At 62.0% G+C, this 24,819-nt stretch carries 22 protein-coding genes; 9 read left to right on the top strand and 13 right to left on the bottom strand.

The genetic code is table 11. The features are described 5' to 3' along the window. Window position 1: 1 nt before the first annotated feature. The 8 genes from MIC97_RS06615 to MIC97_RS06580 form a co-directional block, all read right to left on the bottom strand. Window positions 2–1,714, bottom strand: coding sequence for a thiamine pyrophosphate-binding protein (locus MIC97_RS06615; protein WP_239799364.1), 1,713 nt, complete (start codon window positions 1,712–1,714; stop codon window positions 2–4). Then, window positions 1,714–3,378: an ABC transporter ATP-binding protein gene (locus MIC97_RS06610; protein WP_239799363.1), complete on the bottom strand. Its 1,665-nt coding sequence runs from the start codon at window positions 3,376–3,378 to the stop codon at window positions 1,714–1,716. The genes MIC97_RS06615 and MIC97_RS06610 overlap by 1 nt, the downstream gene beginning before the upstream one ends. Beyond that, the gene (locus MIC97_RS06605; protein WP_239799362.1) at window positions 3,375–4,211 is read right to left on the bottom strand and encodes an ABC transporter permease; all 837 of its coding nucleotides are present in this window, start codon (window positions 4,209–4,211) and stop codon (window positions 3,375–3,377) included. The genes MIC97_RS06610 and MIC97_RS06605 overlap by 4 nt, the downstream gene beginning before the upstream one ends. Window positions 4,212–4,220: 9 nt before the next feature. Further along, the gene (locus MIC97_RS06600; RefSeq protein ID WP_239799361.1) at window positions 4,221–5,189 is read right to left on the bottom strand and encodes an ABC transporter permease; all 969 of its coding nucleotides are present in this window, start codon (window positions 5,187–5,189) and stop codon (window positions 4,221–4,223) included. A 96-nt stretch (window positions 5,190–5,285) separates the two neighbouring features. Continuing rightward, window positions 5,286–6,878, bottom strand: coding sequence for an ABC transporter substrate-binding protein (locus tag MIC97_RS06595; RefSeq protein WP_239799360.1), 1,593 nt, complete (start codon window positions 6,876–6,878; stop codon window positions 5,286–5,288). A gap of 497 nt (window positions 6,879–7,375) precedes the next feature. After that, window positions 7,376–8,827 (bottom strand): aldehyde dehydrogenase family protein, encoded by a 1,452-nt coding sequence (locus tag MIC97_RS06590; protein ID WP_239799359.1) that lies wholly within the window; start codon window positions 8,825–8,827, stop codon window positions 7,376–7,378. Between the two features lie 113 nt (window positions 8,828–8,940). After that, entirely contained in the window at window positions 8,941–10,386 is a 1,446-nt protein-coding gene (locus MIC97_RS06585) for an aldehyde dehydrogenase family protein (protein ID WP_239799358.1), read from the bottom strand. A 77-nt stretch (window positions 10,387–10,463) separates the two neighbouring features. Beyond that, complete coding sequence (locus tag MIC97_RS06580; protein WP_239799357.1) at window positions 10,464–11,843, bottom strand: aspartate aminotransferase family protein; 1,380 nt, start codon at window positions 11,841–11,843, stop codon at window positions 10,464–10,466. A 285-nt stretch (window positions 11,844–12,128) separates the two neighbouring features. Here MIC97_RS06580 and MIC97_RS06575 point away from each other — a divergent pair, with 285 nt between their 5' ends. Further along, window positions 12,129–13,091, top strand: coding sequence for a LysR family transcriptional regulator (locus MIC97_RS06575; RefSeq protein ID WP_239799356.1), 963 nt, complete (start codon window positions 12,129–12,131; stop codon window positions 13,089–13,091). Between the two features lie 15 nt (window positions 13,092–13,106). Here the strand turns inward: MIC97_RS06575 and MIC97_RS06570 are convergent, their stop codons facing one another. After that, window positions 13,107–14,699: an AMP-binding protein gene (locus MIC97_RS06570; RefSeq protein ID WP_239799355.1), complete on the bottom strand. Its 1,593-nt coding sequence runs from the start codon at window positions 14,697–14,699 to the stop codon at window positions 13,107–13,109. Window positions 14,700–14,861: 162 nt separating this feature from the next. Here MIC97_RS06570 and MIC97_RS06565 point away from each other — a divergent pair, with 162 nt between their 5' ends. From MIC97_RS06565 to MIC97_RS06535, 7 genes are all read left to right on the top strand, one after another. Next, window positions 14,862–15,599, top strand: coding sequence for an enoyl-CoA hydratase/isomerase family protein (locus MIC97_RS06565; RefSeq protein WP_239799354.1), 738 nt, complete (start codon window positions 14,862–14,864; stop codon window positions 15,597–15,599). Window positions 15,600–15,671: 72 nt separating this feature from the next. Further along, complete coding sequence (locus tag MIC97_RS06560) at window positions 15,672–16,874, top strand: ABC transporter substrate-binding protein (protein WP_239799353.1); 1,203 nt, start codon at window positions 15,672–15,674, stop codon at window positions 16,872–16,874. Window positions 16,875–16,884: 10 nt separating this feature from the next. Next, window positions 16,885–17,682 (top strand): ABC transporter ATP-binding protein, encoded by a 798-nt coding sequence (locus MIC97_RS06555; protein ID WP_183831726.1) that lies wholly within the window; start codon window positions 16,885–16,887, stop codon window positions 17,680–17,682. Window positions 17,683–17,734: 52 nt separating this feature from the next. Next, window positions 17,735–18,424 carry an ABC transporter ATP-binding protein gene (locus MIC97_RS06550; RefSeq protein ID WP_239801054.1) on the top strand — a complete coding sequence of 230 codons (690 nt, stop codon included), beginning with the start codon at window positions 17,735–17,737 and terminating at the stop codon, window positions 18,422–18,424. Between the two features lies 1 nt (window position 18,425). Further along, window positions 18,426–19,313 (top strand): branched-chain amino acid ABC transporter permease, encoded by an 888-nt coding sequence (locus tag MIC97_RS06545; protein ID WP_183831724.1) that lies wholly within the window; start codon window positions 18,426–18,428, stop codon window positions 19,311–19,313. Between the two features lie 31 nt (window positions 19,314–19,344). Next, complete coding sequence (locus tag MIC97_RS06540) at window positions 19,345–20,286, top strand: branched-chain amino acid ABC transporter permease (protein ID WP_239801053.1); 942 nt, start codon at window positions 19,345–19,347, stop codon at window positions 20,284–20,286. Next, window positions 20,283–20,774 carry a thioesterase family protein gene (locus MIC97_RS06535; RefSeq protein WP_239799352.1) on the top strand — a complete coding sequence of 164 codons (492 nt, stop codon included), beginning with the start codon at window positions 20,283–20,285 and terminating at the stop codon, window positions 20,772–20,774. The genes MIC97_RS06540 and MIC97_RS06535 overlap by 4 nt, the downstream gene beginning before the upstream one ends. A gap of 66 nt (window positions 20,775–20,840) precedes the next feature. Here MIC97_RS06535 and MIC97_RS06530 read toward each other — a convergent pair whose 3' ends face one another. From MIC97_RS06530 to MIC97_RS06515, 4 genes are read right to left on the bottom strand one after another with little or no spacing between them, the layout of a single operon-like run. Then, window positions 20,841–22,043, bottom strand: a complete 1,203-nt coding sequence (locus tag MIC97_RS06530; RefSeq protein ID WP_239799351.1) for an acetyl-CoA C-acyltransferase — start codon at window positions 22,041–22,043, stop codon at window positions 20,841–20,843. A 14-nt stretch (window positions 22,044–22,057) separates the two neighbouring features. Next, the gene (locus MIC97_RS06525) at window positions 22,058–22,513 is read right to left on the bottom strand and encodes a thioesterase family protein (protein WP_239799350.1); all 456 of its coding nucleotides are present in this window, start codon (window positions 22,511–22,513) and stop codon (window positions 22,058–22,060) included. A gap of 18 nt (window positions 22,514–22,531) precedes the next feature. Next, the gene (locus MIC97_RS06520; RefSeq protein WP_239799349.1) at window positions 22,532–23,446 is read right to left on the bottom strand and encodes an SDR family NAD(P)-dependent oxidoreductase; all 915 of its coding nucleotides are present in this window, start codon (window positions 23,444–23,446) and stop codon (window positions 22,532–22,534) included. Next, window positions 23,446–23,892 carry a MaoC family dehydratase gene (locus tag MIC97_RS06515; protein ID WP_239799348.1) on the bottom strand — a complete coding sequence of 149 codons (447 nt, stop codon included), beginning with the start codon at window positions 23,890–23,892 and terminating at the stop codon, window positions 23,446–23,448. Before MIC97_RS06515 ends, MIC97_RS06520 begins: the two co-directional genes overlap by 1 nt. A 182-nt stretch (window positions 23,893–24,074) precedes the next feature. Here MIC97_RS06515 and MIC97_RS06510 point away from each other — a divergent pair, with 182 nt between their 5' ends. Then, window positions 24,075–24,791: a TetR/AcrR family transcriptional regulator gene (locus MIC97_RS06510; RefSeq protein ID WP_239799347.1), complete on the top strand. Its 717-nt coding sequence runs from the start codon at window positions 24,075–24,077 to the stop codon at window positions 24,789–24,791. Window positions 24,792–24,819: the final 28 nt, after the last annotated feature.

Raw genomic sequence — 24,819 nt, 5'->3', positions numbered from 1 at the left:
GCTAGTGCTGCGCGGATCGGGCCAGCGCGTTTTCCGTGATCTGGCTGAGGCGGGTGTCGGGCGTGATGTATTCCACGTCATAGCGCAACTCCAGCAGGGCGGGGCGGTTGTGCTCACGGGCAAAGGCACGGGCGCGTGCAAGACTTTCTGCGAAATCGGCCGTCTTTTCCACCACCTCGCCAAGCGCGCCATAGGAGCGGGCAAGGGCCGCGAAATCCGGGTTTTCGAGGTTGAGCGCGAAAGCGCGGGCAGGGTATTCGCGTTCCTGATGCGCCTTGATCGTTCCCCAGGCGCGGTTGTTGCAAAGCAGGATAACGATGCCCAGTCGGTGCTGTACGGCGGTGCCGATCTCCTGCATCGTCATCTGGAAGCAGCCGTCGCCGGCAAAGGCGAATGCCTCGCGTTCCGGGAAAGCGAGTTTGGCGGCGATTGCGGCAGGCAGGCCATATCCCATGGAGCCGCAGATCGGCGAAGCCTGGGTCCCCAGATGCGAGAATTGCATGAACCGGTGCGGGAAGAGAGCGAAATTTCCGGCCCCGACCGACACGAACGCATCCTGCGGCAGAACTTCGGCCATGTGCAGACACGCCTGCGAGAGATCGAAGGCGGAATCCGTGGGATGGGGCAGGCGGGATTTCTGGTAGTCCTCGTTTGCCGATCTTGCGAGCCCCGCCCAGTTGAGAGGAGCGTCGGGCTTCAGATCTGCAAGAGCCGCGGCCGCTCCGACGGGGCCGGCTGCGATCGCCAGTGTCGGGCGATAGACATGCCCAAGTTCGTCGCTGTCAGGATGAATGTGAACGAGCTTCTGAACGGGAACGGGGCTTTCAACCAGTTTGTAGCCTTCGGTTGTCGGCTCATCCAGCCGCGAGCAGACCGAGATCAACAGGTCCGCTTCCATGATGCGCTGCGCAAGAGCACGGTCGGTCCCGTAGCCTACGTGACCTGCGAAATTGGGATGGCGGTTGTCGAACACCTCCTGCCGGCGCCAGGAAACGCCGACCGGAAGGTCAAAGCGCTCGGCGAATGCGGCCAGATTTGCGCGCGCCTCATCGGTCCATCCTGTGCCTCCCGCTATGACGAAGGGGCGTCTGGCTTCTTTCAGCAGCTGTGCGAGTGCTGTCATATCCGCGGCATCGGGGGTGGAGTGGGGGCGCCTGAACGGCAGGACATCGGCAACGGCGGCCTCGCCCCACAGCGTGTCCTCCGGAAGAGCCAGCACGACAGGGCCGGGCCGACCGCTCTGGCTGATTGCGAAGGCGCGCGCGACGAATTCGGGGATGCGGTCCGTCCGGTCGATCTGCGCGACCCATTTCGCAACCGGTGCGAACATCTGCCTGTAGTCGATTTCCTGAAAGCAGGCGCGCTCGGTGGTGTCGGAGCCGATCTGGCCGACGAACAGGATCATGGGAGTGCCGTCCTGATGCGCGACATGAAGACCGATGGAGGCATTTGTGGCGCCCGGACCGCGCGTGACGAAGCAGACCCCCGGCTTTCCCGTCAGCTTGCCATAGGCCTCCGCCGCATAGGCCGCGCCGCCTTCCTGCCGGCAGGGCACGGTGCGGATGCTGTCACGACGGTCGCCGAGCGCGTCGATGCATGGAAGAAAACTTTCACCCGGCACCATGAAGACAGTGCTCACGCCATGCAGTTCAAGCTGCCTGACGAGAATCTCCCCACCATGAGCAGAGGCAGGAGAAGCATTGGTTGCGGACATTAGCGGCTTTCCTCATGGAGATTCTTGATAACGTGTTCGGGATGCCATTCCTTGCCCGGAATGGCTGCAATGAGCCGCTGCGTATATTCGTGCTGCGGGGCATCGAAGATCTGTGACGGCGGTCCCATTTCCACCACTTCGCCCTGCCTCATGACGGCGATCTGATCACAGATCTGGGCGGCGATACGGAGATCGTGGGTGATGAATATCATGCCGAGCTTCAGCTGTTCCTGAATCTCGCGCAACAGGCGCAGAACCTGCTCCTGAACCGAAACGTCCAGCGCCGAGACGCTTTCGTCGGCAATCAGAATGTCGGGATCCAGCATCAGGGCACGCGCGATGCCGATACGCTGACGCTGGCCGCCGGAGAATTCGTGCGGATAGCGGACATAGGCGGACTTATCCAGCCCGACCCTTGCCAGAAGCTGCTCGGCACGGGCGCGGGCGGTGGCTTTGTCGACGCCATTGGCCAAGGGCCCATCGGTCAGGATGCGGCCGATCGTCTGGCGCGGATTCAACGAGGCGAAGGGATCCTGAAAGATCATCTGGATCTTCTTGCGCATGGGACGAAAGGCCGACTGGGACAGAGGAGCGATGTCCTTGCCCTGATAGAGGATCTCGCCCCCATCATTGTCGAGGAGCTTCATGATGAGCCGGCCCAGCGTGGACTTGCCGGAACCGGATTCACCTACAACCCCAAGCGTCTGGCCCCGAAGCAAGGTCAGGCTGATGTTCTGAACCGCCGGCACGATGCGAGGCTTGGAGAACAGCCCTTCCTTGCTGCGGTAGGTTTTGTTGAGGTTCCGCAGTTCCAGCAGCGGTGCCGGATCGCCTGTCTGCGTGGACGAGCCTTCTTTGCGTTCCGTTCCGCGATGAGGAACGGCTGCGATGAGACGCTGCGTGTAGGGATGGCGCGGGTGGTTCAGCACCTGATCGGCGCTGCCCTGTTCCACAACAAGGCCCTTTTCCATCACGATTACGCGGTCGGCAATGTCTGCGACCACGCCGAAATCGTGAGTGACGAAGATGACCCCCATGCCCTTTGCGCGCTGGATGCGCTTTATCAGCTCAAGAATCTGGGCCTGCGTCGTGACATCCAGCGCAGTTGTGGGTTCGTCCGCGATCAATATCGAAGGTTCGAGAGCCAGTGCCATGGCGATGACCACACGCTGGCGCTGTCCGCCCGAGAGCCTGAACGGATAGGAATGGCGCATGGTCGAGGGGTCGGGGAGGCCCACATATTCCATCAGTTCGAGAACACGGGCCGAACGGGCGCTCGCATCCTCGATGCCGTGCACCAGCATAACCTCGTCTATCTGCTCGCCGACCGTCATCAGTGGATTGAGAGCCGACAGCGGCTCCTGAAAGATCATGGCGATGTCGCGACCGCGCAGGTTGCGCTTTTCCTCCTCCGGCAGGGTGAGCAGATCTTTTCCGCGATAACGGATACCGTTGCCGGTCGGCTTCAGATAGCCGGGAAGCAGGCCCATGATCGCATTGGCCGTCATGGACTTGCCCGAGCCGGATTCGCCGACGACGCAAAGGATTTCACCCGCGCTGAGATCGTAGCTGATGTCTTCGATCGCGTTCTTGCGGTCGAAGCCCTCAGGAAGACGGATAGTCAGCTTGTCAACGCTCAGGAGTGGGGCTTGGGCGGTGCTCAATTCTTCCTCCCGCGCAGATGAGGGTTCATCACGTCGTTGATGCCTTCACCGATCAGATTGATGGCCAGAACAGCGAGCAGGATGGCCAGACCCGGGAAGAAACTCATCCACCACGCTTCCCGCAACATGGTTCGGGCCGCACCGATCATGAAGCCCCAGCTCATCGTGTTGCGGTCTCCGAGACCAAGGAAAGAAAGGGCGCTTTCGGTCAGAATGGCAGTTGCGACCATTAGCGAGGCGGTGACGATGATGGGAGAGACGGCGTTCGGCAGGATTTGTGTCAGGATGATGCGCGGGCCGCTCTGCCCGATGACCACCGCTGCCTGCACGAACTCACGCTGGCGCAGGGAGAGAAACTCCGCGCGCACCAGCCGGGCGACACTTGGCCAGGATACCACCGCTATGGCGAGTGTGATGGAGATGAAGCTGGGGCTGAAGATCGCCACCAGAACCACCGCCATGGCAAAGGCCGGAATGATCTGAAAGAACTCGGTGAAGCGCATGAGCAGATCGTCGACGAGGCCGCCATAGAAGCCGGCCAGCGCGCCGATCGTCACTCCGATCAGCACTGCAACAAGCGTGGAGACCACGCCGATGAGCAGCGAAACCTTGGCTCCGTGGGCTATGCCGGCCGCTATATCGCGCCCCAGCATGTCTGTGCCGAGAAGATAGCTGGGGTCCTGCATGGGACGCAGGAGCGGCATGGCAACCGTCTTCCACGGGTTGCCCGGAAACAACAGGGGTGCGGTTATCGCCATCAGGATGATGAGGGTCAGAATGAGTAGCCCGATGACCGCGCCATAGTTGAGCGAGAAGCGTTTCATGAAATCCATGATCTGTCCTCAGGAGATGCCGATACGCGGATCGACGAAGCGGTAAAGAAGATCGGTGATGAAGTTGACCACCACCACGACCATGGCGGTGATCAGGAACACGCCGAGCAGCACCGGATAATCGCGCTGCATCAGCGCATCGAACATGAGGCGTCCGATCCCCGGCCATGCGAAAACGGTTTCGGTTAGAATGGCGCCGCCGACGAGCTGGCCTGTCTGCATGCTGGCAAAGGTGAAAACCGGCAGGACCGCATTGCGCAGCACATGACGTCTGATGATCCGGCTGTTGGGAACGCCCTTTGCATGCGCGGTCTTGACGAAGTCGAGGCTCATCACCTCCAGCATCGATGCGCGGGTCAGGCGGGTGTAGACGGCGGTGTAGAACAGGCCCAGCGTGATGGTGGGCAGCACCATGTGATGCGCGATGTCCAGAACCCGGCGCCAGCCTGTGTAGCCCGCACCGATGGTTTCCATGTCGAAAGGTGGCAGCCAGCCGAGATTTATGGAGAACAGCAGCACCGACATCAGTGCAATCCAGAAGAGCGGCGTGGCATAGAAAAGCAGAGCCAGTGCAGTGATCACGCTGTCGAGTACCGAACCCCGGTGGCGCGCGGCCAGCACACCAAACAGAACGCCTGTGATCAGAGAGAAAATCAGGGCTGCGCCAGTCAGCAGCAATGTCGCAGGCAAACGGCCCAGAATGAGATCGAGAACGGGAACCTGATTACGGTACGAGAAACCGAGATCTCCCGTGAGAACGCCAGACAGATAGTTCCAGAGCTGGACCACGACAGGCTTGTCGAGCCCGAACTGCTGGCGCAGGTTTTCAACATACTGAGGATCGCCCGAGCCGGCTTCGCCAGCCAGAATGGCAGCCGGATCGCCGGGTGCCAGCTTGATCAGGAGGAAGTTGAGGACAACCACGGCGACTATTACGACAAATGCCTTGCCTGTTCGCTGCAAGGTGAAATTGAGCATAGGAAGTGGCTCCGAGATTGTCGTGAAATGGGGATGAGGGCATCCCGAAAGGAAACCCTTCGGGATGCCAGATGCATGATCTGAGGGATGCAGGAATTACCTGGCGATCCAGACCTCATCCATCGGCTCGTTCAGGCCGATGGCCGTGCGAACCGGGTTCCTGATCTTGTCGCGGTAGATGGTGGTGTTCTTCATATCGAACATCCACAGCACCGGCACTTCTTCCGCGAGGATCTGCTGGACCTTGGTGTAGGCCTCGGCGGCTTCGGCCTCATCGATGGCGTCGGCGGCTTTGCGGAACATCGCATCGACCTCGGGGTTCTCATAGCCGCCATTGTTGCCGGCATGGGTGCCCTTGACCTGATTGTCGCTGAAGTAAATGCGCGAGACCCCCTGAGCCGGATGGCCGAACTGGTAGAGGAAGCTGAAAGCAAGATCGAAGTCGAAGTTGCCCATGGCCTGCAGCCATCCGCCGGCATCGACGGCCTGAATGCTGACCACGAAACCGAGTTCCTCAAGCTGCTGCTTGACGTACTCCGTCATGCGATCCCAGGTCGAACCGTAAGGCAGACCGAGAAGGCGAATGGGATGCTTCGAAAGGTCCACGCCCGAGTCAGCGATCAGCTTCTTTGCCAGCTCCATGTCATATGGATATTGCTGGATGTTCGGATCGTGGAACAGCATGCTTTCCGCAAAGGGGCCGGTAGAGACCTTGCCCTGCCCGAAGAAGATCGCATTGACGATGAAATCGCGGTCAAGGGCATGATAGACCGCTTTGCGGACATCCTTGTTCTTGAAGACCTCAAGGCGAAGATTCGGCTGCAGGAACATCTGCGGGGAGAAATATTCCCATCCGGCTGTCGTCGTCTCCACGCCCGGCAGGGACGTCAGGCTATTGATGGTGAAGCCTTCGACGTCACCGCCGCGCAGCAGATCGACAGTGCCCTGTTCAAAGGCGATGGCGCGTGACGCGGCGTCCGGGATCACACGGAAGTAGAGATCATCGATGTAGGGCTGGCCTTCCTTCCAGTACTGTTCGTTGCGAACCAGATGGATGTAGCTGCCGCGCTGCCAGTCCGCAAATTTGTAAGGGCCGGTACCGATCGGGCGGGTGTTGTTCGCATTGGTGCGGTAGTCGGTGCCCTGGTACAGGTGAGCCGGCATGATCGGGAACGAGCTCAGTTCGAAACCGTACAGAAATGCCGAGAAAGGCTTCTTCAGCCTGAAGACCACGGTCAGGTCGTCAGGGGCGGTGACACTTTCGACATAGGCCTCCCGGATGAGGCGCCAGCGAGGATGGGCGTCCACCAGAAATTCCTCAGCCGCGAACACGACGTCCTTTGATGTGAAAGCTTCCCCATCATGCCATTTTACACCTTCCTGCAGATTGAAGGTGTAGGTCAGGCCGTCTTCGGACACGGTCCAGCTCTTCGCAAGCTGCGGCAGGGGCTTCAGGTCTTCACGATATGTCAGCAGGCTCTGATAGATCTGGCCCGCCACATAGAGGGTGGGACCCTGTGTGTTCAGGCCCACTATCAGCATCGGAGGCTCGGGCTGAACGATCATGTTGAGGGTTCCGCCACGGGTGATTTCGGCGGAGGTGGCGCCATCCTGCGCCATGGCCACGCCGGACATCGACGCGCAGCCCAAGAAAACGGCTGCAACCAGCCGGGTAAGTGTTTTCCTCATGTAATTTTCTCCCAGCAAGAGGCGTTTTTGACGAGTCCTTGCTGTCACCCCTTGTTGGCCCAGATTAAGATGCATCTTAATGTGCTGTCAATGAGTGGCTGAGAACTTTGGAAAAAAGCTGTTATTCGCCAGTTTCAACCGGGATTTGATCTGTTTTGAACAGTTCATGAGTGAACATTATTCGTTTTGATGCATCATCCTGATCGAGGGCAGTTTGCATCCAGGCGGATACCGCGAAAAGCGGGTTCCAGACCCTGCAAAACATGCATCTGCGTGATGAGGCGCCGATCCGGATTCTGCGATCGCAGATCACCGGGAAATCGGATCTGAGGATACCGTATGGCACGGTTTAAGGCCGGTATGAGGTTCTGTTTTCCCTACCGAATTGAGGCAGATATCGATGCGATATATGCCAGGGACCGCAGCCCGGATGTCGGGCTGCGGTCCCGGAAGGTCACGTTTTCATTCAGGGCCCGGGTCTTCCGGGCCGCAGCTCATCAGTCGTTCAGGCTCCAGCCGGAGATGAACTTGGAGTCCATGAACTCCTCAAGTCCCATCCAGCCGCCTTCGCGCGCCCGGCCGGACGCCTTGACGCCACCGAAGGCCGAGCCAGCACCGCGCGACTCTCCGTTCATCTCGATCATGCCGGCGTTCAGCTGACGCGCCAGTCGGTTGCGGCGGGCGCCGTCCTGCGTCTGCACGTAGTTGGTGAGGCCATAGGGCGTGTCGTTGGCGATCTCGACGGCTTCCTCTTCGGTGTCGAAGGGGATGATCGACAGGACAGGCCCGAAAATCTCCTGCCTTGCGATGGTCATGTCGTTGTTGACGTCCGCAAACACGGTGGGCCGCACGAAATAGCCACGGTTGACGTTTTCAGGCAGGCCGGGGCCGCCGGCGACCAGACGCGCACCTTCCTCGATGCCTTTCTGGATGAGGTCCTGAATCTTGTCCCACTGTTGCTTGCTCACCACCGGGCCGATATGCGCGCCGGGCAGATGCGCGCTGGCCACGGCGGTCTCCCCGGCAACGCGGGCAGCCGTTTCCACCGCCTTTTCGTAAACCTCGCGCTGCACCAGCATACGGGTGGGCGCGTTGCAGGACTGGCCGGAATTGTTGAAGCAATGGCGGGTGCCCCGCACCACCGCGTCCGCATCGGCGTCCGCGAAGATGAGGTTCGCGCCCTTGCCGCCGAGTTCCAGCGCCACCTTCTTCAGGGATGCCGCGGCCGCCTTGGAAATGGCGATACCGGCACGGGTGGAGCCGGTGAAGCTGATCATCTCGATGTCGGGATGGACCGAAAGCTGCGTTCCGACACCTACGCCATCACCATTGACGAGGTTGAACACGCCGGCGGGCAGGCCAGCCTCATGCACGATCTCGGCAAACAGCATGGAGGAGAGCGGGGCGATTTCGGATGGCTTCAGAACGGCCGTGTTGCCGCCCAGTATGGCCGGAATGACCTTGAGGGTGACCTGGTTCATCGGCCAGTTCCACGGCGTGATCAGGCCGACAACGCCGATCGGTTCCCATGCGACCATGGTGGTCGGTGCATGCGGCCCCAGCGGGCGGATGAACTCGAAATTCCTGTAGGCTTCGATGAAGGTCTCGATATGATAGGTGCCGGCGCCCGTCTGCGAGGCAAGCGACATGTCCTGCGGGGCGCCCATTTCGAGCGTCATGGACTGGGCCATTTCCGCTGCCCGGCGCTTGTAGATGGCGAGAATTTTTTCGACATAGGAAAGCCGCTCGGCCGGCGAGGTCTTCGACCATGATGCGAAGGCTGCTTTCGCAGCCGCGACCGCACGGTCGGTGTCGGCCTGCGCGCCAATGCTGATGACCGCGACGGGCTCTTCGGTCGAGGGATCGATCACTTCAAGGTCATTCGCAGCGACAGGGTCTACCCATTTGCCGTCGATATAGAATTTGCGCTTGTCCAAAAGCTCACTCATGTCTTCCTCCATGCTGCGTACGACAGATAACGATATAGGCTTGTGTTCGGTGTGACACAAATCGACCGGCAGCGAAAATCCCCTGGGAGGGCTCCGCTGCCGGTCCGTTTATATCAAAGCGGGTTGGTGTAGGCCGTTTTGGAGCTGGTGAAAAATTCGCGCGCGGCGCGGCCCTGCTCGCGCGGGCCATAGCTCGACGCCTTCTTGCCGCCGAACGGAACATGGTAGTCGACGCCTGCGGTCGGCAGGTTGACGAACACCATGCCCGATGCGGAGCGGGTCTTGAAGTCCTCGGCATATTTCAGCGATTTCGTGCAGATTCCCGAGGAAAGGCCAAGGTCCGAATCGTTGGCGATGGCGAGCGCTTCCTCATAGTCGGCGGCCTTGATCACGCTGACGACCGGCCCGAAGATTTCCTCGCGCACATGCACCATCTGATTGGTGCAGTTGGCGTAGACCGCCGGCGACAGGTAGAAGCCGCGCTGCGGCCGTTCCAGAATCTCGCCACCGCAAAGACGCTCGGCGCCCTCGTCATCGGCGATCGCGATGTAGCGCAGGTTGGTGTCGAGCTGCTTCTGGTCCACCACGGGGCCGATATGGCTTGCGGGATCGAGGGCATTGCCGACCACCAGCGCACGCGTGCGCTTCGCCATTCCTTCAACCAGCGCATCGTGAATGGCCGGGGTGGCGATGATGCGGGTGTTCGACGTGCAGCGCTGGCCGGTGGAAATCACCGAGCCGCCAATGGCGCAGTCGATGGCGTTGTCGAGATCGGCATCGTCGAGCACCACGAGAGGGCTCTTGCCGCCCATTTCCTGCTGCACCTTGCCGCCGCGCTCGGCAACGATGCCGCGAATGCCGCGGCCGGTTGCTTCCGAACCGGTGAAGGTGACGGCATCGACGAGCGGCGAACGGGCGATGGCATCGCCAACGATACGGCCCTTGCCCATGACGAGGTTGAAGACCCCGGCAGGCAGGCCGGCGCGCGAGAGGATTTCAGCCAGCGCCCATCCGCAGCCGGGTGTCAGGTCGGCGGGCTTGAAAACCACCGTGTTGCCATAGGCGAGGGCGGGCGCGATCTTCCATGCCGGAATGGCGATGGGGAAATTCCACGGCGTGATCATGCCGATGACGCCGACTGGCTCGTGGCGTACCTCGACGCGCACGCCGGGCCGGATCGAGGCGATGGCGATGCCTTCCACGCGCAGGGCTTCCTGCGCATAGAACTTGAAAAGCTGTGCTGCACGGGTGGCTTCCCCGATGCCTTCGGCGCGTATCTTGCCTTCCTCGCGGGAGAGCAATTCGCCAAGCTCTTCGCGGCGTGCCATCAGCTCGGTGCCGACCCGCTCCAGAATTTCCGCGCGGAACTGCGGCGTTGCCGCCGCCCATTCCGGCAGTGCAGCGCGCGCGGCGGCAATGGCATCCCCGGTCTGTTGTGCACTCGCCTGAGCGTAGTGGCCGATCACGTCATCGAGATCCGACGGGTTCCGGTTTTCGGTGAATTCGGCGGCGGCCACCCATTCCCCGGCGATGTAGTTGTGCTTTTCGTTGCGGGACATTCGACGGATCCTGTTCCTGAAAGCGCGGCGCCATCCCGGACAAGGACGTGCCGCGCTATGGTTTGCTGGCGGCTTCTTCAGGCTGCGCCGATTTCGCTTTCGACCTCGCGCAGAGACTTGGCGATGATCTCAAACATCTCGTCGGCCTGGGCCATCGTGATGATGAGCGGCGGGCAGAAGGCGACCGCGTCGGCCATGTTGCGGGAAATCAGGCCGTTGCGCTGCATGGCGGCATTCATCAGCCCGCCGAGCTTGCCGACCGTGCTGACCGATTTCGTCGCCTTGTCGTTGACCAGCTCGATGGCCGAGATCAGGCCGACGCCGCGCACTTCGCCGATCAGCGAGCTGTCCTTTAGCGTTTCGAGGCGCTGCAGGAAGTGCGTGCCGATCTCGCGGGCATTGGCGACGAGATCGCGTTCCCTGATGACGGCGATGTTCTCCAGCGCCACGGCAGCGCCAAGCGGGTGGCCGCCGCCGGTGAAGCCATGGCCGAAGGTGCCGATGCTGTGGCTCTCGTCGGCAAGCGGCTGGTAGAAGCGGTCGTTCATCATGATCGCGGAGAAGGGGACGTAGCTCGATGTGATCTGCTTCGACATTACGATCACGTCGGGGCGGATGTCGTAGGTGATCGAGCCGAACATCTCGCCGGTGCGGCCGAAGCCGCAGATGACTTCGTCGGCGACGAAGATGATGTCATACTTTGCAAGAACGGCCTGGATCTTCTCGAAATAGGTTTTCGGCGGAACGACGACGCCGCCCGCACCCATGACCGGCTCGGCCCAGAAGGCGGCGACGGTCTCGGGACCTTCCTTCTGGATCAGTGCTTCCAGATCGTTGGCGCAGCGGGTGGCGAACTGCTCCTCCGTCTCGCCGTCGCGGCCTTCCTTCCAGTAATGCGGCGCGGTGGTGTGCAGCACGCGGTCGATCGGAAGGTCGAAGGAGCGGTGGTTGTTCGGCAGGCCCGTCAGGCTTGCCGAGGCGATGGTCACGCCGTGATAGCCGCGCGTGCGGGCGATGACCTTCTTCTTTTCCGGCTTGCCGAGCGCGTTGGAGCGATACCACACCATCTTCAGCACGGTGTCGTTGGCCTCGGAACCGGAGTTCGTATAGAAGACCTTGCTCATAGGCACATGGGCGAGTTCGACCAGCTGGTCGGAAAGCGCGATGGCCGCCTGATGGCTCTTGTGCCCGAAATTATGATAGTAAGGCAGCTGTTTCAGCTGCTTCGTGGCAGCGTTGATCAGGCGATCCTCCTGAAAGCCGACGCCTACGCTCCACAGGCCCGAAAGACCCTCGATATAGCGCTTGCCGCTGTTGTCGGTGACATAGATGCCCTGACCGCTTTCGATGATCATCGGCCCGACTTCCTGATGGCGGCGGGCATCGGTGTAGCCATGGAAATGGTGGGCGATGTCGCTTGCTTCCGGCGTTTTGTCGAAGTTCTTCAGTTCGGTCATCGTTTCTGTTCCTGTGGTTGCCGCGCGCCCGATGGGCGCTGGTTTCGCCTGGTCCGGCCGGCGCTACGCCAGCCAAAATGGTTCAGAAGGCAGGCCGCGTACGCGCTTTCCGGCGACCGGCCCTGCCGGACAGGGGCAGAGGTACAGCCTGCAAGGCTGCCTTGCGCATCATCCGCCAGCTTCTTCCTTCCCTTGCGCTATCCGATCGGTCGCTTCGCGTCGATATCAGTTTGCTTGACCAAAGTTTGATGAAATGAAAACTATTGGCAAATCGAGGACAAAGACATGACACCGCTCAGCAAGCCGTTCCGCGGCAATCTTTCCGACGCCGATATCGCAAGTCTGCGCGAGTTCGTGGAGATCGTCGAAGCCGGTGGCATCACGGCGGCGCAGGCCCGGCTGGGCAAGGGAAAATCCGCCATCAGCCTCGGTCTGAGCCGGCTTGAGGGGCGTCTGGCGATGCGCCTTTGCGAACGTGGCAGGTCCGGGTTCCGGCTGACGGAGCAGGGGCAGATGGTGCACTCCGCCGCGGTGCAACTGCTGGGCGAAATCGGCCGGTTCAACGATTTCATTGGTGCAGCCACGCAGAAACTGGAAGACAAGGTCACGCTGTTCGTGGACGACAGTTTCCTGTTCGAGTTCGGTGAACCCATGTCGCGCGCCATTGGCCGCATCAGCGACCGCTATCCCGGGTTGCGGCTGACCATTCGCATGAGCTCACCCGATCACATCTATGCGTCGGTTCTCGAAGGTGTCGCCGATCTCGGCTTTACCGCGCTCAGCCGTCACACGGATGCGCTCGCTGCCACCCCTGTCTGCACAGAGTGGATGGGCATTTTCTGCGGCCGCCAGCATCCTTTGTTTGACATGGAGGATGCCATGATCACTCCCGCTGAACTGCGCAGGCATAGTTTCGTCGCCACGGAGGTCACGCAGGAGGAGGCTTATTCCGAGTTTGTCCGGGGGCTGATGATCAGGGCGACGGCGCCAACCATCCTGTCGCGCATGCTTTTGGTGCTGTCCTCACGCTATCTGGGCGTCGTGCCCATCTCCTTTGCGCAGCACTGGGTGGAGAAAGGCGATATACGCGAATTGCGGGCGGAAGGCAGTCGCACTGCCAACACCTGTTATCTCATCCATCGCAGGGCTCGTCCACTCGGCCTTGGCGGAACCATTTTTCGCAACATGCTGATCGACGAGCTTGCTCTTGCCGGCGCCACGACCGGCACAGTTCCGGACGAAAGCTGAGGACGCAGCCGTCCGTCAGCGCCTCACCTCGCCATCATAGGTGTCGGAGGTCACGCCTTCCTTGCGCAGCAGATGCTTCTGCACCTTGCCAGAGGCCGTCTTGGGCAGGTCGTCCAGAATGCGAATGTAACGCGGCACCATGAAGCGCGGCAGTGCCTTTTCCAGCTCTGCCTTCACGGCGAGGGGATCGATGGTCGCGCCTTCGACCGGCGTGACGACGATCAGCACCTCGTCCTCGGTGAATTCGCTCGGAACGGCGACTGCCGCGCATTCGCGGATGGCCGCGATGTTCAGCACTTCGCTTTCAAGCGCAAAGGAGGAGATGTTTTCGCCACGGCGGCGGATGACGTCCTTCAGCCTGTCGACGAAGAAATAGGTGCCGTCCGGTGCGCGGCGGAAACCGTCGCCGGTGTGGAACCAGCCGTTGCGCATGGCCTCCACCGTGGCGGCCGGGTTGTTGTAGTAGCCGCTCATCAGGGCCCATGGACGGTGGGTGCGCACGATCAGTTCGCCCACCTCTCCGTCAGCAACTTCCATGTCGTTCCCGTCGACGATGCGCAATTCGTACCAGCGCCGCGGTTTACCGGCGATGCCCTTTTCCGTGATGCCGGGGCCGGCCACCATGGGGCTGGCGATCTCGGTCATGTTGTAGATCGTCCATGCATCGACGCCGAAGCGCTTTGCAAACAGCGGTCCGTCCTCGCCGAAGGGGGTGATGAAGGCACGGCGCAGCGGATGGTCGCGCTCGCCTTCGGCCGGCGGCTGCTTGAGCAGGAAGCTCGCCATGACGCCGAGCAGCAGACAGTAGGTCGAGCCGGTTTCACGCACGGCCTGCCAGAAGGTGCCGGTCTTGAACTCGCGCATCATGCCGATGGAAAGCCCGCGCGCCAGCATCGCATAGACGAACAGTGTCGAGCCGCAATGGAAGATCGGCCCGCAGATCATGCAGCGGTCGTCCGCCTCCACGCAATCGAAAGCGTCAGGGCCCATCGTATAGAGTTGCGTATAGCTGCTCATCACGCCCTTGGCGTTTCCGGTGGTGCCGGACGTGTACATGATGGCGTAGAGATCCCACGGCTCGATCGGCTGCGAAAGCTCCAGCAAGGCGGGTTCCTCCGCCTCAGCATCGACCAGCGGGCGGATGTCGAGACCTGCGATGGCGGGCGCGTCGCCCTCGCACACCAGAACGGTCTGCACCTTGCCGGGTGAAACCTCCCCGAGGCGCTCGACCAGCGGCGCTGCGGCAATCAGCAGCGGCGCATCGGCATCTTCGAGGATGTGTTCCAGCACGCGTCCCCGCGCGCCGGTGTTGATCGGCACATAGACCGCGCCAAGATAATTTATGGCGAACCAGGTGCACAGAAGGTCGGGCCCGTTGCCCATCAGGCACAGCACATGGTCGCCGCGCTTCACGCCAGCGCGGGCGAGCGTGGTGGCGCGTATCCGCACCCGCTTCAGCGTTTCCGAATAGCTCCACTGCGGGCCCGGCCAGAAATGGACGAAGGGCGCATCCGGGTTCGATTGCGCATAATTTTCAAGGATATAGCGGAGTACCGCGCGATTGTGATCAAGCGCGGGTTCAGGTGCGAGCGCAGGGCCGGTCGTCATCTATCCGGGTCTCCTTCCTGGGGGGCAGCGGGACTTTTGCACCGCAATATGCCCGATGAAAATATGCCTTGCAAAGTTCAAACCGGATATGCAACATACTCGGTAGTATGTCAAAGCGGTTTCTGCACAGAACCGCGAAGAAGGCCCATTTTGGGAGGATTCATGTCTGGAGTAACGACGGTGTCGGAAGGCGCTGTGGCAACGCTGCGCTTCGATCGCGGCGGCAAGGCCAATGCGCTAAATGCCGAGCTGATTGCCGGTCTGGAGAGCGCCGCGCTGGCGCTCGCGCAGCGGGCCGACATTGCTGTTGTCGTGCTGACCGGAACTCCTTCCATCTTCGCTGCGGGTGTCGATCTCAGGGATGAGGCTCTGTGGAAGCCGGGTGCCGGCGATGTCGAGCGGGCGCAGGCCATGAATGCCGGCGGTCGCATGACGGATGCGTGGCGCCGGGTTCCTCAGCCGGTCATCGCTGCCCTTGAAGGGCCGGTGATTGGCGGCGGTGCCATTCTGGCGCTGACGGCGGATTTCCGCGTCATGGGCGCTTCCTCCTATCTGCGCTTTCCTGAAATCCGTCTCGGCATGACGCTTGGCTGGGGTGGTCTGCCGCTTCTGGTCGAGCGCGTCGGTTCGACGCGGGCCAAGCGCATTCTGTTCTGTGACGAGAAGATCGGCGCCGACGAAGCGCTGTCGCTCGGCCTGTGCGACCGTGTCGTGGCTGATGGCTCGACTGAGACGGAAGCACGAAACTGGGCTGCCGGGGTGGCAGAGGCACCTTCGCTTGCCCTGCGCATGACTAAGGCCGCGATCGATGCTGAAACCCGCCAGAACTGGGCGGCGGCCAGCGAGGGCGATCAGTTTTATCTCGCCCGGCGCGTCCTGGAGGATGCCAGTCATTCATGATTTCGGGGGATGTGCGGCGGTTCGCGCATCCGGGTTCTGGCACGCCTGTGTGCCTGATGGAGGAGTAGTGGAATGAAAAATCTGAAGACCATCATTGTGTCGACGGTGTTTACTTTGTCGGCAACGGCGGCTTTCGCCGAGCCTTACCGCATCGGTGTCCTGACCGACATGTCGGGCATGAATTTCGACCTTGCGGGGCAGGGCTCTGTCGTGGCCGCGCAGATGGCGGTCGAGGATTTCGGCGGCAAGCTGCTGGGCGAGACGGTCGAGGTGATCGTCGGTGATCACCAGAACAAGCCCGATGTCGGCTCGACGCTGGCCCGCACCTGGATCGACTCTCAGAACGTGGTCGCTGTCATCGACGTGCCGACCTCGTCGGTGGCGATGGCCGTGCAGGAAATCACCCGCCAGACGGACACCGCCTTCCTGATCTCGACGGCCGGTTCCTCGGCGCTGACCGGCGAGGCCTGCTCGCCCTCCACCGCGCAGTGGACCTGGGACACCTTTGCCATGGCTAACGGCACCGGCCGCGCCATGACGCTGGAAGGCGCGAAGAAGTGGTACTTCATCACCGTGGACTACACCTTCGGCCACGCGCTTGAGGCTGATACCACGCAGGCCGTTCTGGCCGCTGGCGGCGAGGTTGTGGGTTCCGTGCGTCATCCGCGCGAGACCACCGACTTCTCGTCCTACATCCTCCAGGCGCAGGCTTCCGGCGCCGATGTCATCGCGCTTGCCAACTCCTCCGGCGACACCATGACCGCGCTGAAGCAGATGCAGGAATACGGCATCACCGATGCCGGGCAGAAGATTGCCGGCATGCTTTTGTTCCTCACCGACGTGCAGGGCGTTGGCCTCGATATCGCCAAGGGCCTGACGCTCACCACCGCCTTCTACTGGGATATGGATGACCAGACCCGCGAGTGGTCGGCCCGCTACAGCGAGCGCATGGACGGCAAGAAGCCCACCATGGTTCATGCCGGCGTCTACTCGGCCGTCACCAACTATCTGAAGGCTGCCGAAAAGGCCGGTGAAGCCAAAAGCGGCTCGAAGGTGATGGAAACCATGCGCGGCATGGACATCAACGACTTCTTCAACCGTAACGCCTATCTGCGTGAAGACGGCCGCGTCGTCCACGACATGTTCTTGGTCCGCGTGAAGAAGCCGGAAGAATCCACGTCTGCCGGTGACCTTTACGAAGTGCTCGCCACCATCCCGGGCAAGGAAGCCTTCGCTTCCGTGGAAAACAGCGCCTGCCCGCTCGTCAAGAAGTGATCGGATAACGATGACCACCCATCCAGCCGCGGTTCGTTCCGATGCTGGCGCCTCCCGTGCCGTTCTTTCGGCACGGGGGCTGACCAAGCGCTTCGGGCCCTTCCTTGCCGTGAACAATGTCGACATCGACATTCATCATGGCCGGGTGCATGCGCTGATCGGCCCGAACGGCGCCGGCAAGAGCACGGTGTTCAACCTGTTGACCAAGTTCTATACACCGACGGCCGGGCGTATCGTGCTGGACGAAACAGATATCACGGCGATGGATCCGGCGCGCGTTGCGCGCATGGGCATGGTCCGCTCGTTCCAGATCTCCGCCACCTTCGGCGACATGTCGCTGCTCGACAATGTCTGTATTGCCCTGCAGCGCGCCAACAATCTCGCGGTGCAGTTCTGGCGGCCGCTTTCCAGCCTCGACAGGCTGCGTCCGCGCGCCATGGAACTGCTCGACCGTGTTGGCCTTGCCGATATGTCGCAGCGGCGCGCCGCCGACCTTTCCTATGGCCGCAAGCGCGCGCTGGAGATCGCCACGACGCTGGCGCTCGAACCGCGTGTGCTTCTGCTCGACGAACCTCTGGCCGGCATGGGCCATGAGGACGTGGAGAACATGGCCTCCCTGATTTCGACCGTCGCACGCGACTGCGCGCTGCTCATGGTCGAGCACAATCTCAAGGTGGTTGCCGATATCGGCCACGAGATCACCGTTCTGCAGCGTGGCGAAGTTCTGGCGCGCGGCGATTACGCCACCGTCAGCACCGACCCGCGCGTGCGCGAAGCCTATATGGGGTCTGAAGATGGCGGGCACTGATCCGGTTCCTGCGGCCGGCGCCGCTCCGCGCGGCGGGGGCGCGGCTGCGCAGCTGAAGGTACGCAACCTCGAAGCGTGGTATGGCGAGAGCCATGCCCTGCACGGCGTCGATCTCGACGTTTTTGCGGGCGAGACGGTGACGCTGCTTGGCCGCAACGGCGTGGGCAAGACCACGACGCTGCGCGCCATCATGGGCATCATCCGCAAGCGCAAGGGCGACGTCGAGTTCGAGCAGCGCTCCATCATGCGCCTGCCGCTGCATCGCGTGGCCCGCACAGGCCTCGGGTTCGTGCCGGAAGAGCGCGGCATCTTCGCCAGCCTTTCCGTCGAGGAAAACCTGCTGCTGCCGCCGGTGGTGGCCAAAGGCGGCATGAGCCTTGAGGAAATCTACAACATCTTCCCGAACCTGCTGGAGCGGCGCACCAGCCCCGGCACCAAGCTTTCCGGCGGCGAGCAGCAGATGCTGGCTATCGCCCGCATCCTGCGCACCGGCGTGCGCATGATCCTGCTGGACGAGCCGACCGAGGGGCTCGCGCCCGTCATCGTGGAGCGCATCGGCGAAATGCTGAAGGTTCTGAAGTCGCACGGCCTGAGCGTGCTTCTGGTCGAGCAGAATTTCCGTTTCGCAGCACGCATCGCCGACCATTTCTACGTGATGGACCACGGCAAGATGATCGACAGTTTCTCCGTGTCGGAATTGCCTGCGCGCACCGAGGCGCTCAACACGGCTCTGGGGGTGTGAGATGACGATGATCTTTGGAGTGCCTTTGCCTGCCCTTATGGGGCAGTTGCTGATCGGATTGATCAACGGGTCGTTCTACGCATTGCTGTCGCTGGGACTGGCCGTCATCTTCGGCCTTCTGCGGGTGATCAATTTCGCCCATGGCGCCTTTTATATGCTCGGTGCCTTCGCAGCGTGGATGCTGCTGGCCTATGCCGGCATCGGCTATTGGGGCGCGCTCATTCTTGCGCCGCTGATCGTCGGCATCGTCGGAATGGCGATCGAACGGCTGATGCTGCGCCGCCTCTATGGTCTCGACCATCTCTACGGCCTGCTGTTCACCTTCGGTCTGGCGCTGCTGCTGGAAGGCACGTTCCGCCATTTCTTCGGCACATCCGGCCAGCCTTACACCGCACCGGAAGCCTTGAGGGGCGCAACCAATCTGGGCTTCATGGTGCTGCCCAACTATCGCGGCTGGGTCGTCGTTGCCTCTCTGGTCATCTGTCTCGGCACCTGGGCGGTGATCGAGAAGACCTCGATCGGCGCCTATCTGCGCGCGGCGACCGAGAATGCCACGTTGGTGCAGGCTTTCGGCGTCAACGTGCCGGTGTTGCTGACCGTGACCTACGGGTTCGGCTGCGCGCTTGCCGGCATTGCAGGCGTGCTGGCTGCTCCCGTGTTTCAGGTCAGTCCGCTGATGGGCTCGAACCTGATCATCATCGTGTTCGCCGTGGTGGTTATCGGCGGTATGGGCTCCATCCTTGGGGCCATCGTCACCGGCTATATGCTCGGCATCATCGAGGGCCTGTGCAAGGTCTTCTATCCGGAGGCGGCCAACATCGTGGTGTTCGTCATCATGGCCATCGTGCTCCTGCTGCGCCCGGCCGGGCTTTTCGGAAAGGAGACCTGATATGAGCGCCATTCCTACCGAAGCCGCCGACATGCCGTCCCGTCGCAGCCCTCGTTCGGGGTTCATCCTTCTTGCGCTCGTGGTCGCGGCGCTGCTCGTCGCGCCCATGTGGGTCTATCCGATCTTCATGATGAAGCTTCTGTGCTTCGCGCTGTTCGCCGCCGCCTTCAACCTGCTGCTCGGCTATACGGGGCTTCTGTCCTTCGGCCATGCCGCCTTCTTCGGCGGCGCTGCCTATGTGACGGCCCATGCCATGAAAGTGTGGCAGGTGACGCCGGAAGTGGCGATCCTTGCCGGCGTCGGTGCGGCCATCGTGCTGGGTCTGATCATCGGCGCCATCGCCATCCGCAGGCAGGGCATCTACTTCGCCATGATCACGCTGGCCCTGGCGCAGATGTTCTACTTCTTCTGCCTGCAGGTTCCGTTCACCAATGGAGAGGACGGCATTCAGGGTTTTTCGCGCGACAAGCTGTTCGGGCTCATCGACCTCAACGACACGATGAACCTCTATTACTTCATCGCCGTGATGACGGTGCTGAGCCTGATGCTGATCTGGCGTATCGTGCATTCGCCTTTCGGACAGATCCTCAAGGCCATCCGTGAGAACGAGCCGCGCACCATCTCGCTTGGCTATTCCGTGCAGCGCTACAAGCTCGCCGCCTTTGTTATGTCGGCTGGTCTCGCCGGTCTCGCTGGTAGTCTCAAGGCGCTGCTGTTCCAGTTCGCGACGCTGACCGACGTGGCATGGAACATGTCGGGCGAGGTGATCCTGATGGCGTTGCTGGGCGGCATCGGCACCATGGCGGGGCCGGTGGTCGGCGCAGGCATCCTCGTCGGATTGCAGAACTTCTTCGCCACCTCCGGCTTCCCGGTTACCATCGTTCTGGGCGCTACCTTCATGATCTGCGTGCTTCTGTTCCGGCGCGGCGTGGTGGGTGAAGTCCGGCACTGGCTGGACAACCGCAAGGCATGACCGACAGGCGCGCTGCGGCGAGCTTCACCCGCAAGACGCGGGTGGGGCGGGAATGGGTGGACTATAACGGCCACATGGCCGATTTCGCCTATGCCATTGCCTTCTCCGAGACCATGACCGCCTACATGGATGAGATTGGTCTCGACGCTGCCTATCGTGCGGCTACATCCGCCACTCTTTATACGCTCGACATGCGCACCGGCTATCTGCGCGAATGTCATGAAGGCGATGCGCTGAACCTGTCGCTGCATGTGCTGGCGGCGGATTCAAAGCGTCTGCATGGCTATCTGGAAATGCACAATGCCGGCGGCGCGCTGCTTGCGTGGAGCGAGCTGATGATGCTGCATGTCTCGCAGGCGGGCGGGCGGCCGAAGGCGGCGGCGTTTCCGGCGGAGGTGGCGTCGCTGCTTGATCTGGCCGCGGCCGACAGCGCTGAAATCCTCCCGCTTCCTCACCTTGAACGGCGGATCGGCCTTTCCCGCACCTGAATGAACCACAATGAAAAAGGGGCGGTGGACATTTCCACCGCCCTTTTTTATTTTCGATGCCGGTGCTCAGAGCACTTCGAACAGGCCGGCAGCGCCCATGCCGCCGCCGATGCACATGGTCACGACCACATAGCGCGCACCGCGCCGCTTGCCCTCGATCAGGGCATGGCCCACCATGCGGGCACCCGACATGCCATAGGGATGGCCGATGGAAATGGCGCCGCCATTGACGTTGAGCAGTTCATCGGGGATGCCGAGCTGGTCGCGCGAAGGGATGACCTGCGCGGCGAAAGCCTCGTTCAGCTCCCACAGGCCGATGTCTTCGACCTTGAGGCCATGGATCGCCAGCAGCTTGCGCACGGCCGGAACCGGGCCGATGCCCATTTCCTCGGGGCCAACGCCAGCCACGGCAATGCCGCGATAGAGGCCGAGCGGGGCAAGGCCGCGCTTTTCGGCTTCGCTGCGTTCCATCAGTACCGAGGCGGAAGCGCCGTCGGAAAGCTGCGAGGCGTTACCGGCGGTGATGAAGCGGCCTTCGGCAATGCGCTGGCCGTCCCGGAATACCGGCTTCAGGCTGGAAAGGCCTTCGAGCGTGGTTTCAGGGCGGTTGCCCTCATCCTTCGCCAGCGTCACTTCCTTCTCGGAAACGGCACCGGTCGCCTTGTCCGTCACCTGCATGACCGTGGTGAGCGGCACGACTTCCGCATCGAGACGGCCGGCGGCCTGTGCGGCGGCGGTGCGTGCCTGCGATTGCAGCGCGTATTCATCCTGCGCCTCGCGGCTGACGCCATAGCGGTCGGCCACGATCTCGGCGGTTTCCACCATCGACATGTAGGTCTGCGGCAGATGCGCGTCGATCCACGGGTCGTGCCAGTGCGAGGTGTTCATCTGAGGCGTCTGCACCAGAGAAATCTGCTCGACCCCGCCGCCAACCGTGATCTTCATGCCGTCGGCAAGGATCTGCTTGGCCGCAATGGCGATCGCCATCAGGCCGGACGCACACTGGCGATCGACGCTCTGGCCGGGAACCGTGACCGGCAGGCCGGCGCGCAGCAGGCCGGTGCGGGCGATGTTCATGTGGGTGGTGCCCTGCTGGAGCGCTGCTCCGACCACGACATCCTCGACCTCCGCCGGATCGATGCCGGCGCGGGCGACGGCATGTTCGATGGCGTGGCCGATCAGGCGCGGCGCGGTCGTGGCGTTGAAGGCGCCGCGATAGGCCTTGCCGATGGGCGTGCGCGCGGTCGAGACGATTACGGCTTCTTTCATCTGCTTCTCCTGATTCAGATATCGGTCGGTGCGGCGAGCGCGCGGGCGCAGGCCAGCAGCGGTTCGGTCAATGGTACGGGGCGGCGCGTGGCGCGGTCCACATAGACATGCACATAGGTGCCACGCGCCGAGCACAGCTCGGAGTCGGCGGAAAACAGGCCAAAACCCCAGTTCATGCTGGTGCGCCCGACCTTCTCGACCCGTACGCCGACCCACAGTTTGGTGGGAAAGGTGATTTCGCTGAAGAACTGCGCGCCGTTCTGCACAACGAGGCCGATGGGATCGGTCGCGTCAGGCGAAAGGTCCAGCGCGCGATGTTCGATCAGCGACATGTTCAGCGCCGTGTCGAAATATTTCAGATAGGCCACGTTGTTGAGATGGCCGTAAATGTCTGAATCCGCCCATTGCAGCACCGTTTCCTGATGCCATGGGTAGGCGCTTCGGGTGAGAGGGGTGAGGCGTTCGCTCATGGCTTTTCCTCTGTCGCCTCAGGCCCTGCCGAGCGCAGCGCGGGCGTTGGCGAGAATGCGGTCGACGTGACGCAGGCCTTCCGGCGGCTCGATCGGATTCTCAAGGTTGGCGATGCGGTCGAAATTCGCGCCGACCTCATCCGGCGTGAACGGCTTGCCGGTGAAGCAAACGCCTTCGCTCTCGACCACGGCAAGGCGCGCCACGGTGCCGGCACCGGCCAGCAGCGCGGTGCGCGAAGGAGCATCCCGGCTCACCAGCCAGACGGCGGCGGGCGAGACAAGTTCGGGTGCCAGCAGCTCCAGCATTTCCTCGCTCATCATGTCGCCGGTCATGCGCGTGGCGGCGGTCGGCAGGATGGCGTTGACGTGAATGCCGTATTTCGCGCCTTCGAGGTGCAGCGTGTTCATAAGGCCGAGCACCGCCATCTTGGCCGCGCCGTAATTCGCCTGTCCGAAATTGCCGTAGCTGCCAGACGTGGAGGAGGTGACGAGCACGCGGCCGTAATTCTGCTCGCGCATGGTCGCCCACACCGCTTTGGTGGCGATGGTCGTGCCCATCAGGTGCACGTCGACCACAGCGCGGAAATCGTCGATCGTCATCTTGGCGAAGGTCCTGTCGCGCAGGATGCCGGCGTTGTTGACAAGAACGTCCACGCGCCCGAACGCCGAGAGCGTGCGCGCAACCATGGCTTCCATGTCGGCTTCGGAGGTGACGTTGCCGCCATCGGCGATGGCGCGGCCACCGGCCTCGGTGATCTCACGCACCACGGCTTCGGCGGCTTCGGTCGATCCGCCCGAACCGTCGCGCGCGCCGCCGAAATCGTTAATCACCACGGCTGCACCATGTGCGGCCAGCATCAGCGCGTGCGAGCGCCCGAGCCCGCCGCCTGCGCCGGTTACGATTGCGACCTGATCCCTGAAGCTGACCGACATCAATTCTCTCCTTCCATAACCAGCACGAGCCATTCGGCTATCATGGCCGGCTTTTCATTGCCTTCGATTTCGACCTCGACGCTGAAGCGCCTGAGCTTTCCCGCGCCCTTCGGCTCCTGCGAGAGCAGGGTGAACTTGCCCCGGACCCGTGCGCCGACCGGAACGGGAGCCAGAAAGCGAACTTTTTCAAACCCGTAATTGATCTCGACGACGCCCGCGGCCGGGCGGGGCAGGGCGGTGTGGGTAAAGTGGGTGAGCAGCGAGAGCGACAGGAAGCCGTGGGCGATGGTGCCGCCGTAGGGGCCTTCGGCCTTCGCGCGTACAGGATCGACATGAATGAACTGATGGTCCAGGATCGCATCCGCGAACCGGTCGATGAAAGGCTGGTCGACGTCGATCCAGTCGGATATCAGCGGCGTGCCGGGAGTGTGGATCCGGTCATTCATCCGGTCTTTCCTTTGATTTAATGTGTGTTTCGCCCTGTCGGCAATTGCAACATACTCAGTAGTATGTTTAATTGTGCCCGTCCAGCTTATATCGCCATCGCAAGATGGATGAGCGCCAGATAATTGCGCAACATTCCAAAGCCGGCGATATTTCGGGGCGAATGAAATTCGGAGGATATTCCATGGCCAGATCGGATCACGAAGCCGAAGGGCAACGCGATCTCGGTGCGGATGCAGCCGTGGTGGAGGCCGGGCGCCCGCGCCGCCCGACACGCTCGCGCCGCAAGGCCGGCGAGGCTGCCGGAGCGGACAACAATGTCGACATTCTCGACTGTGCTGCTCAATGCTTCATGGAAATGGGCTTTCAGGGCACCAGCATCGACGATGTGGCCCGCCGGCTTGGTGCGACCAAGGGCAGGATCTACCATTATTATGCGTCGAAGACGGATCTGTTCTTCGATGTCCATCGTGAGGGCATGCGACGGTTGAACGAGGCGGTCAATGCGGTGATGGACAATGACGGCAACGGGCGTGAAACCCTGCGCGCGATGCTCGAAGCCCACGCGCTTACCATGCTGCAGAACATCGCCTATCTGGCGGTCGTGGTGCAGGGAGTGCATATGCACCGACTGGCCGCCACCACGCTGGCGCAGCGTCAGGTGCTGGATGAAATCATGGCCATTCGCCGCGATTTCGAGAAGCTGTTCGCCGATGTTTTTCGCCGCGGGCAGGAGGACGGCAGCATCCGCGCTGAGAATACATCGATCGCGATCAAGGGCATGCTCGGCGCGGTGAACTGGACCGCGGTCTGGTATCGCCCGCGCGCGAACGAGACGCTTGCCGACAAGCAGAAGATCGCGCGTGAGCTTGCCACGCTTCAGGTGGAAGGCGTGGCCTGAGTCCTCCTTGTGTCGATTAATCATTTTG

This window comes from Aquamicrobium sp. NLF2-7 (assembly GCF_022359935.1).
Taxonomy (GTDB): Bacteria; Pseudomonadota; Alphaproteobacteria; order Rhizobiales; family Rhizobiaceae; genus Mesorhizobium; species Mesorhizobium lusatiense.
This window is presented reverse-complemented; position numbering and strand designations above follow the sequence as displayed.

What these genes read in the sequence shown, in the direction of transcription:
- MIC97_RS06615 (WP_239799364.1), bottom strand. Translation starts at nt 1,714, where the DNA reads ATGTCCGCAACCAATGCTTCTCCTGCCTCTGCTCATGGTGGGGAGATT.
- MIC97_RS06605 (WP_239799362.1), bottom strand. Translation starts at nt 4,211, where the DNA reads ATGGATTTCATGAAACGCTTCTCGCTCAACTATGGCGCGGTCATCGGG.
- MIC97_RS06600 (WP_239799361.1), bottom strand. Translation starts at nt 5,189, where the DNA reads ATGCTCAATTTCACCTTGCAGCGAACAGGCAAGGCATTTGTCGTAATA.
- MIC97_RS06595 (WP_239799360.1), bottom strand. Translation starts at nt 6,878, where the DNA reads ATGAGGAAAACACTTACCCGGCTGGTTGCAGCCGTTTTCTTGGGCTGC.
- MIC97_RS06590 (WP_239799359.1), bottom strand. Translation starts at nt 8,827, where the DNA reads ATGAGTGAGCTTTTGGACAAGCGCAAATTCTATATCGACGGCAAATGG.
- MIC97_RS06585 (WP_239799358.1), bottom strand. Translation starts at nt 10,386, where the DNA reads ATGTCCCGCAACGAAAAGCACAACTACATCGCCGGGGAATGGGTGGCC.
- MIC97_RS06580 (WP_239799357.1), bottom strand. Translation starts at nt 11,843, where the DNA reads ATGACCGAACTGAAGAACTTCGACAAAACGCCGGAAGCAAGCGACATC.
- MIC97_RS06575 (WP_239799356.1), top strand. Translation starts at nt 12,129, where the DNA reads ATGACACCGCTCAGCAAGCCGTTCCGCGGCAATCTTTCCGACGCCGAT.
- MIC97_RS06570 (WP_239799355.1), bottom strand. Translation starts at nt 14,699, where the DNA reads ATGACGACCGGCCCTGCGCTCGCACCTGAACCCGCGCTTGATCACAAT.
- MIC97_RS06565 (WP_239799354.1), top strand. Translation starts at nt 14,862, where the DNA reads ATGTCTGGAGTAACGACGGTGTCGGAAGGCGCTGTGGCAACGCTGCGC.
- MIC97_RS06560 (WP_239799353.1), top strand. Translation starts at nt 15,672, where the DNA reads ATGAAAAATCTGAAGACCATCATTGTGTCGACGGTGTTTACTTTGTCG.
- MIC97_RS06555 (WP_183831726.1), top strand. Translation starts at nt 16,885, where the DNA reads ATGACCACCCATCCAGCCGCGGTTCGTTCCGATGCTGGCGCCTCCCGT.
- MIC97_RS06545 (WP_183831724.1), top strand. Translation starts at nt 18,426, where the DNA reads ATGACGATGATCTTTGGAGTGCCTTTGCCTGCCCTTATGGGGCAGTTG.
- MIC97_RS06540 (WP_239801053.1), top strand. Translation starts at nt 19,345, where the DNA reads ATGCCGTCCCGTCGCAGCCCTCGTTCGGGGTTCATCCTTCTTGCGCTC.
- MIC97_RS06535 (WP_239799352.1), top strand. Translation starts at nt 20,283, where the DNA reads ATGACCGACAGGCGCGCTGCGGCGAGCTTCACCCGCAAGACGCGGGTG.
- MIC97_RS06530 (WP_239799351.1), bottom strand. Translation starts at nt 22,043, where the DNA reads ATGAAAGAAGCCGTAATCGTCTCGACCGCGCGCACGCCCATCGGCAAG.
- MIC97_RS06525 (WP_239799350.1), bottom strand. Translation starts at nt 22,513, where the DNA reads ATGAGCGAACGCCTCACCCCTCTCACCCGAAGCGCCTACCCATGGCAT.
- MIC97_RS06520 (WP_239799349.1), bottom strand. Translation starts at nt 23,446, where the DNA reads ATGTCGGTCAGCTTCAGGGATCAGGTCGCAATCGTAACCGGCGCAGGC.
- MIC97_RS06515 (WP_239799348.1), bottom strand. Translation starts at nt 23,892, where the DNA reads ATGAATGACCGGATCCACACTCCCGGCACGCCGCTGATATCCGACTGG.
- MIC97_RS06510 (WP_239799347.1), top strand. Translation starts at nt 24,075, where the DNA reads ATGGCCAGATCGGATCACGAAGCCGAAGGGCAACGCGATCTCGGTGCG.